The following is a 15,390-nucleotide window of genomic DNA, read 5'->3' as shown; positions in this document are numbered from 1 at the left end:
GGACACGACATGCGGCTGATCATTGCCGAAAAACCCAGCCTCGCCAGGGCCATCGCCGCCGCTCTGCCCGCCTCGCCCCAGCGTCGCGAAGGCTATCTGGAAGCGGGAGAGGATTGCGTCACCTGGTGTCTCGGCCATCTGCTCGAGCAGGCGGCGCCGGATGCCTACGATCCGCGCTACAAGCAGTGGCGTCTCGATCACCTGCCGATCGTGCCCGACCGCTGGCAGTTGATGCCTCGAACCAAAGCCCGCAGTCAGCTCGCCGTGATCCGCCGGCTGCTCAAGTCCGCCAGCAGCGTCGTGCATGCCGGCGATCCGGATCGCGAAGGCCAACTGCTGGTACAGGAAGTCATTGAGCATCTCGGTTGGCGAGGTTCGGTGATGCGCCTGCTGATCAGCGACCTCAACCTGCCGGCAGTACGCAAGGCCCTGAGCCACCTGGAGGACAATCACCGCTATCAGCCCCTGTACCGTGCCGCCGAAGCGCGTTCGCGCGCCGACTGGCTGTACGGCATCAACCTCTCGCGCGCCTGGACGCTGACCGGCCGACAAGCCGGCCACGATGGTGTCCTGTCGGTGGGCCGCGTGCAGACCCCGGTGCTGGGGCTGATCGTTCGTCGCGATCAAGAGATCGCCCGCTTTGTCCCGCGGCCCTTTCATGTGCTCTGGGCCGATCTGCGAGTCGAACATGGCGTGGTGCGCGCCTGGTGGCAGCCCGGCGAGCGCCACCGCCTCGACGAGCAGGGTCGCCTTCTGGAGCGCTCCCCGGCCGATGCCCTGGCCACTCGCCTGCCCGGCAGTCAGGGTCGGCTGTCGCATCTGGAGGCTCAACACAAGCGCCAGAATGCACCGCTGCCCTACTCGCTCTCCGCGCTGCAGGTCGACGCCGCCCGACGCTACAAGCTTTCCGCCCAGGCGGTACTGGATACCTGCCAAGCGCTCTATGAACGTCATCAGCTGATTACCTACCCGCGCTCCGATTGTCGCTACCTGCCCCTGGCCCATCTCGCCCAGGCGCCCAAGCTGCTGACCAGCGCCTGCCAGAACGATGCCATTCTTGCCGAGTGGCTGGCCGGCGCCGACTTCACCCGCCGCTCGAAAGCCTGGAACGACAAGCAGGTCGGGGCGCACCACGCCTTGACACCGACCGGGCGCACCCCGGACTTCGCCAGGCTTACCGCCAACGAGGCCAACGTTTTCCGGCTCATCGTGCGCAACGTCATGGCGCAGTTCTACGCGCCGCTGGAGACCCGGGAAGTGAAGGCGGAGTTCACCGTGCTCGACGAGATCTTCCGGGCTCAGGGCCGGGAGATTCTCGTGCCGGGCTGGAAACCGCTGTTCACCACCCGCGACGAGGCGCCCCCGCTGCCGGCCTTGCGCGAAGGGGAAAAAGCGCATGTCGTCGCGCAGTCCGTCGAGGATCGCGAGACGCGCCCGCCGGAGCCTTTCACCGATGCCAGCCTGATCAAGGCCATGATGAACGTGGCCCGCTACGTCCAGGACGATGCCGTCCGACGCACGCTGCGTGATACCGACGGCCTGGGCACCGAAGCGACTCGTGCAAGCATCCTCGAGACCTTGGTGCAACGCGGTTACGTGGCCCGCGAGAAGAGCACGCTGCGCGCGACCCGCACGGGACATGCCCTGATCGCGGCCCTACCGGAGGCGGCCACCCGCCCGGAGCGCACCGCACTATGGGAACAGCGGCTATCGTCCATCGCCGAGCAGAACGATCCGCCAGCACCTTTTCTTGACGAGCTGGTGAAGGACCTGCACGAGCTGCTAAGGCAGGCCGATGCCGGACGCATGCAACAGGCCTTCCGCAGCGCTCAGAGCATCGAGGCCCCTGCCCCCAACAAGCAGGGCCCCTCTCGCACGCGCAAGCGTGGAGGTACGAAAAGCGGCAAGAGGAATTCGAGTCGATCCGAAGCCTCCCCGCCCCGCACTGCCAAGCGGCGACGCAAGACCTCGGCTCCGTCATGAACGATGACGCCTCGCGGCATAGGCCTACCGCCGCAATGTGCACCTCTTCCTGGATGATCCTGGGCGCTGGCGCCCTGGGACGACTGTTCGCCGCCCGGCTCACGGACATCATGCCCCTGCAACTGGTCGGCCGCGTTCCCGACGAGACGCCCTATGCCTACCGGACGCCCGAGGGCACGACACGACGTATCGCCCTGCCGCGCCTGTCCGCCGCTCAATTGCCCGGGCGACCTGTGCCAGCGCTCGTGATTCTTGCCACCAAGGCGTATTCCGCCGAGGCGGCGCTCGAGACAGTCACGCCCCGCATCGCCGCTACCACCCCCTTGCTGCTGCTGCAGAACGGCTTCTCTCTCCAGCCCCGCCTGACAAGAGCCTGGAAGGGGCCGGTGCTGTGTGCGACGACAACGGAAGGCGCCTATGTGGAGAATGACGGCATTGTGCATGCCGGTCATGGCGAAACCTGGATCGGCCACCTCGAAGGACGCCATGCTCCACTGGCCGAGCAGATCGCCATGACCCTGCAGCGGGTGGGGCTTGCGGCATCGGCGTGTCACGATATCCGCGTCCGGCTCTGGCACAAGCTCGCCGTCAACGCCGCCATCAATCCCTTGGTGGCCCGTTTTCGCATCCGTAACGGTCAGCTTCGCGACCGCCCGTTTCGCCCCATGGTCGAGGCGGTAATCGATGATATCGTCGCCGTCATGGCAGCGGAAAAGGTGCCGCCTCCCGAGACGGGATGGCGGGTATCGATCTGGCAAGTGGTGGAGAGGACCGCCAATAACCGCGCCTCGATGCTGCAGGACGTGCTCGCCGGAAGGCGCACCGAACGCGATGCCATCCTCGGGCCGCTGCTCGAGGCCGCGACACGCCACGGCCTCGAGCTGCCGGCGCTGGAAGGCCTTTATCGGGCCACGCCGGCCTAGAACACGGCAGCCCCAGCCTGCACGGCTCCTGCCCCGTACTTCCTAGCCGGTATTGCGCAGTCCCGCGGCAATCCCCGCCATGGTCACCATCAGCGCACGCGACAGCTCGGCACTGATGGCACCGTCGGCATCGCGGTTACGCTGCAGCAGCTCCGCCTGCAGGCCATGTAACGGGTCGATATAGGGATTGCGCACCTCGATGGCCTGATAGATCAGAGGCGTATTCTCCAGCAGGGCCTGCTGGTCGAGAATCGTCAGCAGCACGCTTTCCAGACGCTGCAGTCGTTCGCGCAGCTGGCCGCCCAGCGCCTGCAGGGCCGGTTCGTCGACCAGACGGCGCTCGTAGTAAACGGCAATTTCCGGATCCGACTTGGCGAGCAGCATTTCGAGCATGTCGAGGTAGGTGGCGAAGAAGGGCCACTGCGACCGCATCTCACGCAGCCGCTCCAGGCCACCTTCTTCTTCCAGTCGCCTGACGAAGGCTTCACCGCTGCCCAGCCAGGCCGGCAGCATCAGTCGGGTCTGGGTCCACGCGAAAATCCACGGAATGGCGCGCAGGGACTCCACGCCGCCCTCCTGGCGGCGCTTGGCCGGACGCGAGCCGAGCGGCAACCGCCCCAGCACGCCCTCGGGCGTCACGGCTCGGAAGTACGGCACGAAGTTGGGGTCCTCGCGCACCACACCGACATACGCCTTGTGGGCGATATCGGCCAGACGATCCATCTCCTCGCGCCACTGCGGCTCGGGGACCGGAGGCGGCAGCAGTGTCGCTTCCAGTACGGCCCCGGTGTAGATCTCCATGGAACGTAGCGCAATGTCGGGCTGCCCGAACTTGAAGCGGATCATCTCGCCCTGCTCCGTCACGCGCAGGCTGCCGTTCACCGAGCCCGGCGGTTGCGACAGGATCGCCGCATGCGCCGGGCCGCCGCCGCGACCCACCGTGCCCCCCCGACCATGGAAGAGCGTCAGTGCTACTCCGTGACGATTGCATACCTCGACCAGACGCTCCTGGGCGCGATACTGCGCCCAGGCAGCCGCCAGTTGCCCGGCGTCCTTGGCCGAATCGGAGTAGCCGATCATGACTTCCTGGCAATCCCCGGTCAGGCGGCGATAGCCCGGCAGCGCCAGCAGACGGTCGATGACGTCGCCCGCGTGGTTCAAGTCATCCAGCGTCTCGAACAGCGGTGCGATGGGAAGACGGGCATCGCCGCCGATCTCCTTCATCAACAGCGCCACGGCCAGCACGTCGGAAGGCTGCGCCGCCATTGAAATGATGTAGGTGCCCAGCGCCTCGCGATGCTCCCGGGCAATGGTGCGGAAGGTATCGATGACCTCGTGCGTCTCGGTGGAACATTCCCAGCGCCGAGGAATCAGGGGACGCGCCGATTGCAGCTCCGTCAGCAGAAATTCCTGGCGTTGCGCCTCTTCCCAGTCGCGGTAATGACCCAGTTCCAGATAATCGGTCAGCTCCTCGAACACCTGGGCATGACGCCCGGCCTCCTGACGAATGTCGAGCTTGGTCAGGGTCACGCCGAACACCGCCACCCGGCGCAGAGTGTCGAGCAGAACGCCATTGGCAATGGTATGCAGCCCGACATCGCACAGTGAACGGTAACAGGCCAGCAAGGGGGCATAGAGCTGATCGCGCGTCTCGATGATGGGGTCGTCCCTGGTCGGCTCACCATCCAGGCGGGCCTTGGCCCAGTCGCGAGTCGCCTCGACCCGTGCGGCCAGCCGCTTGAGCACGGCTCGATACGGCTCCGGCTCGTTCCCCACATCGGAGCGGAGCGCACTGTTGGCCTTCCACATCGACAGCTCCGCCTTCAACTGCTCGAGATCGCGCAGATAAAGATCGGCAGCCATCCAGCGTCCCAGCAGCAGCACCTCTTCGGTGACCTTGGCCGTGACATTGGGATTGCCGTCGCGATCGCCGCCCATCCAGGAGGCAAAGCGCAGCGGCGCCGCATCCAAGGGCAGACGCTCGCCAGCGGTATCGAGCAGCAGGTTGTCCAGATCGCGATGGAAGTCGGGCACCGCCTGCCATAGCGAATTCTCGATGACGGCAAACCCCCACTTGGCCTCGTCGACCGGTGTGGGGCGCTCATGACGGATTTCATCGGTATGCCAGGCCTGGCTGATCAGCTCCTCGAGCCGACCCCGGGCGCGCTGCCCCTTCTCGGGGCGCTCCGATGCCGCCTCCATGACGCTGAGGCACTCGTCGATGGCATCGTATTTCTGAATCAACGTACGCCGAATGACTTCGGTGGGATGTGCGGTGAGCACCAGCTCGACACGCATGCCGGCCAGGGTCTCGACCAGGCGGCGCGGCGAGTGTCCCGCCTCCCGAGCCCGGGCCAGCAGTTCACCGAGATCGGGCTGGGTACCGGGCTTGTAGTCCTCGACACGGCGAAAGCGGGCCCGGTAGTGCTGTTCGGCAATGTTGGCGAAATTGAGGAACTGGTTGAAGGCGCGCGTTACCGGCAACATGTCCTGCTCCGGCAACGCACGCAGATACTCGATGAGTTCATGACGCGCCTGCGGATCGCCCTGGCGGCCGCGCTTGGCGAAAGCGCGAATGGTCTCGATCTTGTCGACGAATTCCGCCCCGAGGTCATCGGCGATGGTATGTCCCAGGCTATCTCCCAGTATCCGTACATTGTCTCGCAGAGATTCGTGCAAGTCGTGACTCATAGGCCCTCCGTGAATCGTCTTGTCCGCCACATGGCGGTATGCATTGCACAGGCGTCGAACCGGCATCGCATGCGTCGCCCCTGGCAATGCCGGAAATAGAACGTGGCAGCTTGTAACCCATGCACGAGTGGCTAGGTGCGCTCTTTACGCTTGGCGGCCTCCCACTGCGCATCCATTTCGGCCAGGCTCGCGGAATCCAGTGCCCGCCCCTGGTCGTCCAGCGCCCGTTCGATGTAGCGAAAGCGTCGTTCGAACTTGGTATTGGTCGCTCGCAGCGCCTGTTCGGGATCGGCCCCGAGCGTGCGCGCCAGATTGACTGCGGCGAACAGCAGATCACCGACTTCTTCCCGAGCGTGAGGCGTGTCGCCGGCCTCGAGGGCCTCCTCGACTTCGGCGATCTCTTCACGGATCTTGGCGATCACGCCGCGGGTGTCCGGCCAGTCGAATCCGGCCCTGGCCGCGCGCTTGGACAACTTGGCGGCACGTGACAGGGCAGGCAACGCCCGTGGGACGTCGTCGAGCACCGAGGTGGCCCGACGTGCCGTACGCTCCTCACCCTTGAGCGCCTCCCAACGCGCATTGATGTGCTCGGTACTGACATCTTCCGAAACGTTGCGCCGTGACGCCAATGTGCCGTCGGGGAAGACATGCGGATGACGGCGCAGCATCTTCGTCGTCAGGGTATGCACCACATCATGGAAATCGAAGCGCCCCTCCTCGACACCGAACTGGCTGTAGTAAACCACCTGAAACAGCAGATCCCCCAATTCGCCGGGCAGCTCGTCGAACGCACGCCGCTCGATGGTATCGGCCACTTCATAGGCCTCTTCCAGCGTGTGCGGCACGATGGAATTCCAGTCCTGCTTGAGATCCCAGGGACAGCCCTGCTCAGGGTCACGCAGTACGGCCATCAGGGTCAACAGATCGTCCAGGTCATGGCGCGGTTCGGTCATGCACGCCTCCTCCGTTGCGCAGTCGCTTGACGTCGATGACGTTGGGCAGTTGCTGGATACGCGCAAATATCCGCCCCAGCGCCTCGAGCCCATCGACTTCCAGAGTCAGTTTCATGCGCGCGATGTTGTCGTGCTTGTCGGTGGTGGTATTGACCGAGAGCACGTTGGCCTTGTCATGTGTGAGTACATGGGTGACGTCGCGAAGCAGGCCCGAGCGATCCCAGGCTTCGATCTCGATATCCACCGGATATTGGGTGCTGGCCCGCTTGCCCCACTCCACGTCGACGATACGCCGCGGCTCCTCGCTGCGCAGCTGCAGGATGTTGGGACAGTCCTGACGGTGGATCGTCACGCCGCGCCCCTGGGTGATGAAACCGATGATCTGATCTCCCGGTACCGGATGGCAGCAGTTGGCCATGGCGGTCTTGAGATTGCCCACGCCGAGCACGGTGATGCCACTGGCGTCGTCCTTGCCATGGGGACGCTTGGGTTTGGCCAGCAGGCGTTCGAGCTGCTCCTGATCGTCGGTATCGCCGAACAGCTGTTGAGCCTGATGCAGTACCTGGCCGATACGCAGGTCACCGGCGCCGATGGCAGCATACATGTCATCGGCGTTCTGGTAGTTGACGGTCTTGGCCAGCGTCACCAGATCGAACCCCTCAAGATCCAGGCGCCGGAACTCCTTCTCGAACAGATGCCGTCCCTCTTCGAGATTCTGGTCGCGTGCCTGATGCTTGAACCAAGACTGGATCTTGGCCCGTGCCCGCGACGTCTTGACGAATCCCAGGGTCGGGTTCAGCCAGTCACGGCTCGGCCCGCCCTTGGTCGCGGTGAGAATTTCTACCTGATGACCCGTCTTGAGGCGGAAGGTCAGCGGCACGATTCGCCCGTTGACCTTTGCTCCCCGGCAGCGATGACCGATTTCGGTATGTACGCGGTAGGCGAAATCGATGGGCGTGGCGACCTTGGGCAGGTCGATGACGTGGCCGTCCGGCGTGAAGACATAGATGCGATCGGGCGCCACATCACTGTTCAGCCCCTCGCGCAGATCCCCGATGTCACCGACCTCCTCCTGCCACTCGAGCACTTGGCGCAGCCAGGCGATCTTCTCTTCGTAGCTGCGGCTCTTGGCGTTGACGTCGGTGCCCTTGTAACGCCAGTGGGCGCAGACACCGAGTTCCGCCTCTTCGTGCATGGCGAAGGTACGGATCTGGATCTCCAGTACCTTGTTCTCCGGCCCGATCACCGCGGTATGCAGCGATTGATAGCCGTTCTTCTTGGGGTTGGCGATATAGTCGTCGAATTCGTTGGGCACGTGGTGCCAGCGCGAGTGGACGATACCCAGTGCGGTGTAACAGTCGGTCAGTTCGGGCACCAGGATACGCACGGCGCGCACGTCGTAGACCTGGGAAAAGTCGATGCGCTTGCGCTTCATCTTGCGCCAGATCGAGTAGATATGCTTGGCCCGGCCGTCCACCTTGTACTCGAGGATGCCCTGCTGCTCCAGCAGGCATTTGATGGAGGCGATCACCTCATGGATATAGCGGTCGCGGTCGAGCCGCTTCTCGGCCAGTTGCCTGGCGATCGCCTTGTAGTCGTCTTCCTGCAGGTAGCGAAACGACAGGTCCTCCAGTTCCCACTTGACCTGGCCGATACCCAACCGGTGCGCCAGCGGCGCATAGATGTCGAACACCTCCCGCGATACCCGCAGGCGCTTTTCCCGGGGTGCTTCGCGGACCTGACGCAGCGCGCAGGTGCGCTCAGCGATCTTGATCAGGGCGACGCGGACATCGTCGACCATGGTGATCAGCATCTTGCGCAGGTTTTCCTGCTGATTGTGCTGGGAAAGCCCCTGCTTGGGCGCCTGCAGCTGGCTGATGGCGGCCATGTTGAGCACCCCCTCGATCAGCCCCGCCACTTCCTTGCCGAAGCGCTTTTCGACGCCCTCGACGCTGATCCGTCCCTCGCGAACCGCCCGGTAGAGGACAGCGGCCTCAAGCGAGGCCTGATCGAGCTTGAGCTCGCCCAGAATGTCGGCCATTTCCAGGCCGATACGAAAGCTCGACCCCTCGTCCAGCCAGGCACCGTGCAACTTGCCCGTTTCCTTCGAGAGACGTTCGGCCAGCTCGCATGCCGCCCGCATCTCATTCACCTGACGCAGCGACACATCTTCCTGCAGGCGAGACAGCCACTGATCGATATCCACGTTGCCGCTGGGTGTCAGCGGCTGATCCTCACGAACCTTGACCATTATCGTCCCTTCCCGATGCCTGTCCGCCGCCCTGCACGGCATCACGCGTCAACAGCAGTATGGATTCGAGATGTGCCGTATGGGCGAACATGTCGGCAACGGCCGCCTGCGTGATGCGATAGCCGCCTTGCACCAGATGCGCCGCATCACGCGCCAGCGATGCCGGATCACAGGATACATACAGAATACGCTGGACCTTGCTGCGCCCCAGCGCCCGGCATACTCGGTCGGCTCCCTCGCGGGGCGGATCGAGTACGACCACATCGATCGCCTGGAAATCCGGCGCCACGGAGCCCAGGTCGGCCTGCCGCGCGCTGACCTGCAGGTCGGCCCGCTCGGCATTGTGCCGCAGACGCTCCACCATCTCCGGGCTGCCTTCGATACCGGTGATTGCCTTTACATGAGGTGCCAGCGCCAGGGTGAAGTTACCTACGCCGGCAAACAGATCCATGACCTGCTCGTCACCCTGCAAGGCCAGCCAGTCAAGCGCCGTCTGGACCAGCGCCTGGTTGACCTCGGCGTTGACCTGAAGAAAATCCCCCGGAGCGAACCCCAGCGCCAGTTTTCTGCCCTCAATCTGCAACGTGACGCTGAGATCGGGTGTGTCGCCGAGCCAGCTCAGCCTCGAGGTATCGCGACCGACCCGCCAGGCCAGGAAAACCCCATGGCGTTCGGCAAAACTTCGCCAGCGTTCGGCATCCTCGGGCACGTCACGTAGTTGACGAACAATCACGCAGGCGCCTGCATCGGCCTCGACAAGCTCGATATGCCCGACGCGACGCGGCGCCTCGAGTACCGCGAGCTGTTCACGCAGCGGCTCCAGCAGTCGCGCCAGCGACGGCACCAGGACCAGGCAGGAATCGATATCGACGAGGTGGTCGCTGCGACGGGCACGAAAGCCCAGATGGACGGCCCCCTGAGCATCGATCTTGACCCCCAGCCGGGCACGACGGCGATAGCCAGTGCCACTGCCTGCGATCAGTTCCAGCGTCTCGGGCAGCTCGAGCCCTTGGCGAGCGAACAGCTCGCGCACCACGTCGAGCTTGTGCCGACGTTGTTCGGGCAGCGCCAGATGCTGCAGGTCGCAGCCTCCGCAACGGGCGTAATGCGGACATGGAGGCACGCTACGGGACGGCGCCTCATGCAGCGTTTCGACGACATGCGCCTCGTCGAAACGCTTGCGCGTACGGTGCACCGCGACACGAACCTGCTCACCCGGCAGGGCGGCATCCACGAATACCGTCTTGCCCGACCGCGCCCTGGCGACGCCGCGCCCATCGTGGGCGAGCCGCTCGATGACCAGCACACCGGTCTCTTCGGTATGTGGCGCGACCTCTCGCCGTGCAGGCAAGACCGTTGTGGACGTCCTGGGTTTCGCCGGTCGACGCTTGCCGAGCATGGGCATGTCAGAGCTCCGGGGCGTAAAGGCCCGTGGAAAGGTAGCGATCTCCTCGATCGCAGACGATGAACACGATCACGGCATTCTCGACCGTTTCCGCGATACGCAGCGCACCGGCCAATGCGCCTCCCGAGGAGACCCCGGCCAGAATGCCCTCTTCGCGAGCCAGGCGGCGCATATGCTCCTCGGCCTCTCGCTGGCCGATATCGAGTACCGTATCGACACGTGAATCGTCGTAGATACTCGGCAGGTACTGCGCGGGCCAACGCCGGATGCCGGCAATGCTCGCGCCATCTTCGGGCTGCAGGCCGACGACCTGGATATCGGGATTGCGCTCCTTGAGATAGCGCGAGGTGCCCATGATGGTACCGGTGGTGCCCATGGCGCTGACGAAATGGGTCAGCCTTCCCCCGGTCTGCTCCCAGAGCTCCGGCCCGGTGGTGCGATAATGCGCCAGCGGATTGTCCTGGTTGGCAAACTGATTGAGCGGTTTACCTTCGCCACGGGCGATCATCTCATCGGCCAGATCGCGAGCCCCTTCCATGCCTGCCGCCTGGCTGACGGTAATCAATTTTGCACCATAGGCCGCCATGGCCTGCTTGCGTTCATTGGATGCATTCTCAGGCATGATCAGGACCATGCGGTAACCCTTGATCGCAGCGGCCATTGCCATCGCAATGCCCGTATTGCCCGACGTGGCCTCGATCAGGGTGTCGCCAGGCGCGATCTCTCCACGCGCTTCGGCTTCGTCAAGCATCGATAGTGCCGGGCGGTCCTTGACCGACCCCGCCGGATTATGCCCTTCGAGCTTGGCCAGCAGAGTATTGCCCTGCCCGGCAGTGATGCGAGCCAGGCGTACCAGCGGAGTGTGACCGACAATTTCCTCGAGAGTGGGAAAATGCATGTTGTTGTCCTTGAGTCGCGATAAGGCAAGCGGCTCGGTAGCGGGCGAACCGCCATGAGCCCGGGCACGCGAAACGTTACAGATAAATGAAGATATTCCGAATTATATCTTCGCCTTCGACATGAGGACAGGCGCGTCCGTGCGGCATATCAAGAGCAACAGTCATCCTGATGTTCATGGCCGTGCTCGTGATCCAGCGCATGCGCATCCAGCTGCGCCATCAGCCCGCTCTCCTGGCCGGCAATCGCCAGCCGCTTCATTTCCGCCACGGCTTCCTTGAGCCCTACGAACAGCGCCCGGGCGATGATGGCGTGGCCGATATTGAGTTCGTTGATCCCGGGGATCGCGGCAATAGCCTCGACATTGTGATAATGCAGGCCATGCCCGGCGTTGACGATCAATCCCAGTTCGCTGGCCAGCTCCGCCGCGGCAGCGATGCGCTCATGCTCGACACGTGCCGCATCGCCGCTGGCCTCGGCATAGGCGCCGGTATGCAGCTCGACCGCCGGAGCCCCCACGTCGTATGCCGCCTGAATCTGCAGCGGATCGGGATCGATGAACAGCGACACCTCGCATCCCGCATCGCTTAGCCGACGGCAGGCATCACGCACACGCTCGGGATCCCCCGCCACATCGAGACCTCCCTCGGTGGTCAGTTCCTCACGCTTTTCCGGCACCAGGCATACGTGGGCCGGACGGATCTCCTCGGCCAGGGCGATCATCTCCTCGGTGACGGCCATCTCAAGATTCATCCGGGTGTTGAGCATTTCGGCCAGCAGACGCACGTCACGCGGCTGGATGTGGCGGCGATCCTCGCGCAGGTGCACGGTGATCCCGTCGGCCCCGGCCTCCTCGGCCAGCAGAGCCGCCTGAACGGGATCCGGATAGCGCGTGCCGCGCGCCTGACGCAGGGTAGCGATGTGGTCGATGTTGACACCAAGCAGGATGCGGGGGGGATACATGAGATCATCTCCAATCGAAGCGAAAGAGAGTCAGAACCTGACGGAAAAAGACAGTTGCCTGTCGGAACATAGCGCAATGGCCACGACCACGGTCGCCGCATAGCCACCCGGACCCGGTCCACGACCGGGCCACGCTGCGCGGCATGCAGCAGTCATTCCGTCCGGGAGATACGCTGACGTTGGGCCGCCAGCCTGTACATGAGTTCACGCGAGCGCAAGGGGGCATGCCCCAGCAACGGGGCCATCGCAACACGTGTCAGTTGCTTGGCCAGCCCGGCGAGTCCCGGCGCCTCCCAGTCACCACGGGCCAGCAGCCGGAGGGAGCGGCCATCCGTTCCGCGCTCATCCGGTCCGGCCCGACGAAAGTGCCGGGTTTCCGGACGGTAGACGTAACTGCCAGCCGGCTCCAGCGGCGCGTCGTGCTCGTCACTGAAAACGGGTGCCGCATCGAGCGCTTCGAGCAGGGTGATTTCCATACGTCGCAGAGCCGGCGCCCGGTGCTGCGGCAAGGTCAGCGCCTCCAGCGTCAGCGCATAGATGCCGAAGACCTCGCGGACGGGGAATTCCAGCGGCAGGGTGCGCGTCAGCAGCTCGTTGACATAGAACCCGCATAGCAAGCCTTCTCCCGCCAGCAACGATACCCCGCCTGACGACTCCATCAATCGCAGACGCTTGAGATCGCTTTCCCCGGTCCAGGTGACATGCAGCGGGCTGAACGGTTGCAGACGTGCGCGGGACTTGCTACCCGAACGCTGCACCCCCTGCGCCACCGCCCTCACCCGACCATGCTCCAAAGTGAGCAGGTCGACCAAGGCGCTGGTTTCCCGGTAAGGACGCTTGTGAAGAAGATAGGCTGGCTGGGGCGTCATGGTGCCTCGCTCTCAGCTCGAACCGTCACTCGAGATCGTAACCCAGGCTTTTCAATGCGCGATCGTCGTCCGACCAGCCCCGCTTGACCTTGACCCACAGGTTGAGCATCACCTTGGTACCGAAGGCCCGCTCCATCTCGAGGCGGGCTTCGCGGCCGATCTTCTTGATACGCTCGCCGTTCTCGCCGATCAGGATCTTCTTCTGCCCCTGACGCTCCACCAGCATTAACGCGCTGATATGGACGATACGCCCCTCGTCGCGAAACTCCTCGATCTCGACGGTCATCTGGTAGGGAAGCTCGTCGCCCAGCTGACGCATGACCTTTTCACGGACCAGTTCGGCCGCCAGGAAGCGCTGGCTCTTGTCGGTGATTTGATCCTCGGGAAAGTAATGAAAGCTTTCGGGAAGGTACTTGGCGACCTCTGCCTCCAATTCCGGCACATTGGTCCCGTGCTTGGCGGAAACCGGCATCACCGCCGCGAAGTCTCGCTTCTCGGAAAGTTTGGCCAGCCAGGGCAGCAGTTCATTCTTGTCTTCCAGCCAGTCGACCTTGTTGATCGCCAGGATCACCGGCGCCTTGACATGCGTCAGCTTCTCCAGCACCACTTCGTCCTCTTTCGTCCAGCGCGTGCGGTCGACGAGAAACACGACGCAGTCGATATCGCGCAGGGCCTGGGTCGCGGCCTGGTTCATGAAGCGGTTGATCGCCCTGTTGCGATCCTTGGACATGATATGCATGCCCGGGGTGTCCACATAGATGAACTGAGTCTCGCCCTCGGTCTTGATCCCCATCACCTGGTGGCGCGTCGTCTGGGGGCGCCGGGAGGTAATGGAAATCTTCTGGCCCAGAATCCGGTTCATCAGGGTCGACTTGCCGACATTGGGGCGTCCGACGATGGCAACGAATCCGCAGGTTTCAGTCATGAGCGCTTCCCTCGTGTCGGCTCCAGCCTCGCCAGGGCGCGTTCGGCAGCCTGCTGTTCAGCGTGACGGCGGCTGGCACCGACACCCAGGGTATGGTCGGCCAGCATGTCGACATGACACTCGATAGTGAACGTCTGGGCATGTGCCTCTCCTTCCACGGAAACCACGTCATAACGTGGCAACGCCGCCTGACGTGACTGAAGGAACTCCTGCAGGCGAGTCTTGGGATCCTTCAAGGTGTCCTGCAGGTCGATGGCCTCGAGACGCGTACCGTACCAGGACAGCACGCGCGCCTTGGCGATCTCCATGCCTCCATCAAGATAGATCGCACCGATGACGGCCTCCACGGCATCCGCAAGAATAGAGTCGCGCCGGAACCCTCCGCTCTTCATCTCACCGGAGCCAAGCCGGAGGTATTCGCCGAGCGAGAACTCACGGGCAAGTTCGGCCAGCGTCTGGCCCTTGACCAGACGTGCACGCAGGCGAGAAAGCTGACCTTCACGCGCCTGGGGGAAGCGCTGGAACAGCGCTTCGGCAATTACGAAATTGACGATGGAGTCGCCGAGGAATTCCAGCCGCTCATTGTTTTCACCGCCATAGCTGCGGTGGGTGAGCGCCAGTTCCAGAAACGCTGCATCGCGAAACTGGTAGCCGATTCGACGACTGAAGGTGGTTAACGAGCTACTCACGGATCTCCCGTTTGGTCATGAAGCGCATAAGCATGCATTAATGAATCTTGCGTACCGTCGAAAAGCTCGGCAAACCGCCGTCCCAATGCAGCCAAACTGCAAAGGCCTTGCCGACAATGTTCTCTTCGGGAACGAAGCCCCAGTAGCGGCTGTCGTTGGAGTGATCGCGGTTGTCACCCATCATGAAATAATGGTGAGCCGGCACCACGACTTCTCGCATCTGGGGGCCGGGATCGCGCGGGTTGTTATAGACCTCATGATTCACCTCCCCAAGCTGCTCCGCAAACAGCTCTTCGGCGGGGGCTTGCAGAGGATTGGCTTCGATCAATGTCTTGGAAACCGGCTCGCCATTGACGTAAAGCTGCTTATCCGCGTAACGGATGTGGTCCCCCGGCAGGCCAATGACCCGCTTGATGAAGTTGATGGAGGGATCCTGAGGGAAGCGGAACACCATGACATCTCCCCGCTCCGGCTCACCGAGATCGACGACCTCGGTGTTGGTCACCGGCAGGCGCAGACCATAGGTGAACTTGTTGACGAGAATGAAATCCCCTATCTCAAGGGTCGGGCGCATCGAGCCGGAGGGTATCTGGAACGGCTCGACCAGAAAGCTGCGTACCAGCAGCACCACCAGAAGCACGGGAAAGAAGGAGCGGGCATAATCGATCAGCCAGGGCTCCTTGGTGATTTCGTCACGTGACCCCTCGTCGAGCGGTCCGCCGGCGCCGCTCTCAGCGACCGTCAATGCGGCGTGGCGCTTTCGCCGCCACCAGATGGCGTCCATCAGCCAGAGCAAGCCTGTGACGGCGACGGCCACCACCAGCAGAAGCGAAAAATCCAT

12 protein-coding genes are annotated in these 15,390 nt (G+C 63.6%); 2 read left to right on the top strand and 10 right to left on the bottom strand.

Features of this window, described 5'->3' with window-relative positions; translation table 11 throughout:
• Window positions 1-9: 9 nt before the first annotated feature.
• A complete protein-coding gene (locus tag ACYQ12_RS08825) occupies window positions 10-1,983 on the top strand; it encodes a DNA topoisomerase III (RefSeq protein ID WP_459870355.1) in 1,974 nt (657 codons plus the stop codon).
• Window positions 1,980-2,906 carry a ketopantoate reductase family protein gene (locus tag ACYQ12_RS08820; protein WP_459870352.1) on the top strand — a complete coding sequence of 309 codons (927 nt, stop codon included), beginning with the start codon at window positions 1,980-1,982 and terminating at the stop codon, window positions 2,904-2,906. The genes ACYQ12_RS08825 and ACYQ12_RS08820 overlap by 4 nt, the downstream gene beginning before the upstream one ends.
• A 42-nt stretch (window positions 2,907-2,948) precedes the next feature.
• Here ACYQ12_RS08820 and ppc read toward each other — a convergent pair whose 3' ends face one another.
• The 10 genes from ppc to lepB form a co-directional block, all read right to left on the bottom strand.
• Window positions 2,949-5,597 (bottom strand): phosphoenolpyruvate carboxylase, encoded by a 2,649-nt coding sequence (gene ppc / locus ACYQ12_RS08815; RefSeq protein WP_459870349.1) that lies wholly within the window; start codon window positions 5,595-5,597, stop codon window positions 2,949-2,951.
• A gap of 131 nt (window positions 5,598-5,728) precedes the next feature.
• A complete protein-coding gene (gene mazG, locus ACYQ12_RS08810; RefSeq protein WP_459870346.1) occupies window positions 5,729-6,550 on the bottom strand; it encodes a nucleoside triphosphate pyrophosphohydrolase in 822 nt (273 codons plus the stop codon).
• The gene (gene relA, locus ACYQ12_RS08805) at window positions 6,531-8,801 is read right to left on the bottom strand and encodes a GTP diphosphokinase (RefSeq protein WP_459870343.1); all 2,271 of its coding nucleotides are present in this window, start codon (window positions 8,799-8,801) and stop codon (window positions 6,531-6,533) included. Before relA ends, mazG begins: the two co-directional genes overlap by 20 nt.
• Complete coding sequence (locus tag ACYQ12_RS08800; RefSeq protein ID WP_459870340.1) at window positions 8,785-10,206, bottom strand: methyltransferase domain-containing protein; 1,422 nt, start codon at window positions 10,204-10,206, stop codon at window positions 8,785-8,787. Before ACYQ12_RS08800 ends, relA begins: the two co-directional genes overlap by 17 nt.
• Window position 10,207: 1 nt before the next feature.
• Window positions 10,208-11,104 (bottom strand): cysteine synthase CysM, encoded by an 897-nt coding sequence (gene cysM / locus ACYQ12_RS08795; RefSeq protein ID WP_459870337.1) that lies wholly within the window; start codon window positions 11,102-11,104, stop codon window positions 10,208-10,210.
• 149 nt (window positions 11,105-11,253) lie between these two features.
• Window positions 11,254-12,066 carry a pyridoxine 5'-phosphate synthase gene (pdxJ, locus tag ACYQ12_RS08790; protein ID WP_459870335.1) on the bottom strand — a complete coding sequence of 271 codons (813 nt, stop codon included), beginning with the start codon at window positions 12,064-12,066 and terminating at the stop codon, window positions 11,254-11,256.
• A gap of 152 nt (window positions 12,067-12,218) precedes the next feature.
• On the bottom strand, window positions 12,219-12,935 hold the full coding sequence (recO, locus tag ACYQ12_RS08785; protein WP_459870332.1) for a DNA repair protein RecO: 717 nt from the start codon (window positions 12,933-12,935) through the stop codon (window positions 12,219-12,221).
• Between the two features lie 25 nt (window positions 12,936-12,960).
• Window positions 12,961-13,860 (bottom strand): GTPase Era, encoded by a 900-nt coding sequence (era, locus tag ACYQ12_RS08780; RefSeq protein WP_459870329.1) that lies wholly within the window; start codon window positions 13,858-13,860, stop codon window positions 12,961-12,963.
• Complete coding sequence (gene rnc, locus ACYQ12_RS08775) at window positions 13,857-14,549, bottom strand: ribonuclease III (RefSeq protein ID WP_459870326.1); 693 nt, start codon at window positions 14,547-14,549, stop codon at window positions 13,857-13,859. The genes era and rnc overlap by 4 nt, the downstream gene beginning before the upstream one ends.
• 37 nt (window positions 14,550-14,586) lie before the next feature.
• Window positions 14,587-15,390 (bottom strand): signal peptidase I, encoded by an 804-nt coding sequence (lepB, locus tag ACYQ12_RS08770; protein ID WP_459870324.1) that lies wholly within the window; start codon window positions 15,388-15,390, stop codon window positions 14,587-14,589.

The organism is Halomonas shantousis (assembly GCF_054654615.1).
The sequence above is the reverse complement of the archived record's forward strand: the minus strand, read 5'-3'. Positions and strand labels throughout refer to the sequence as shown.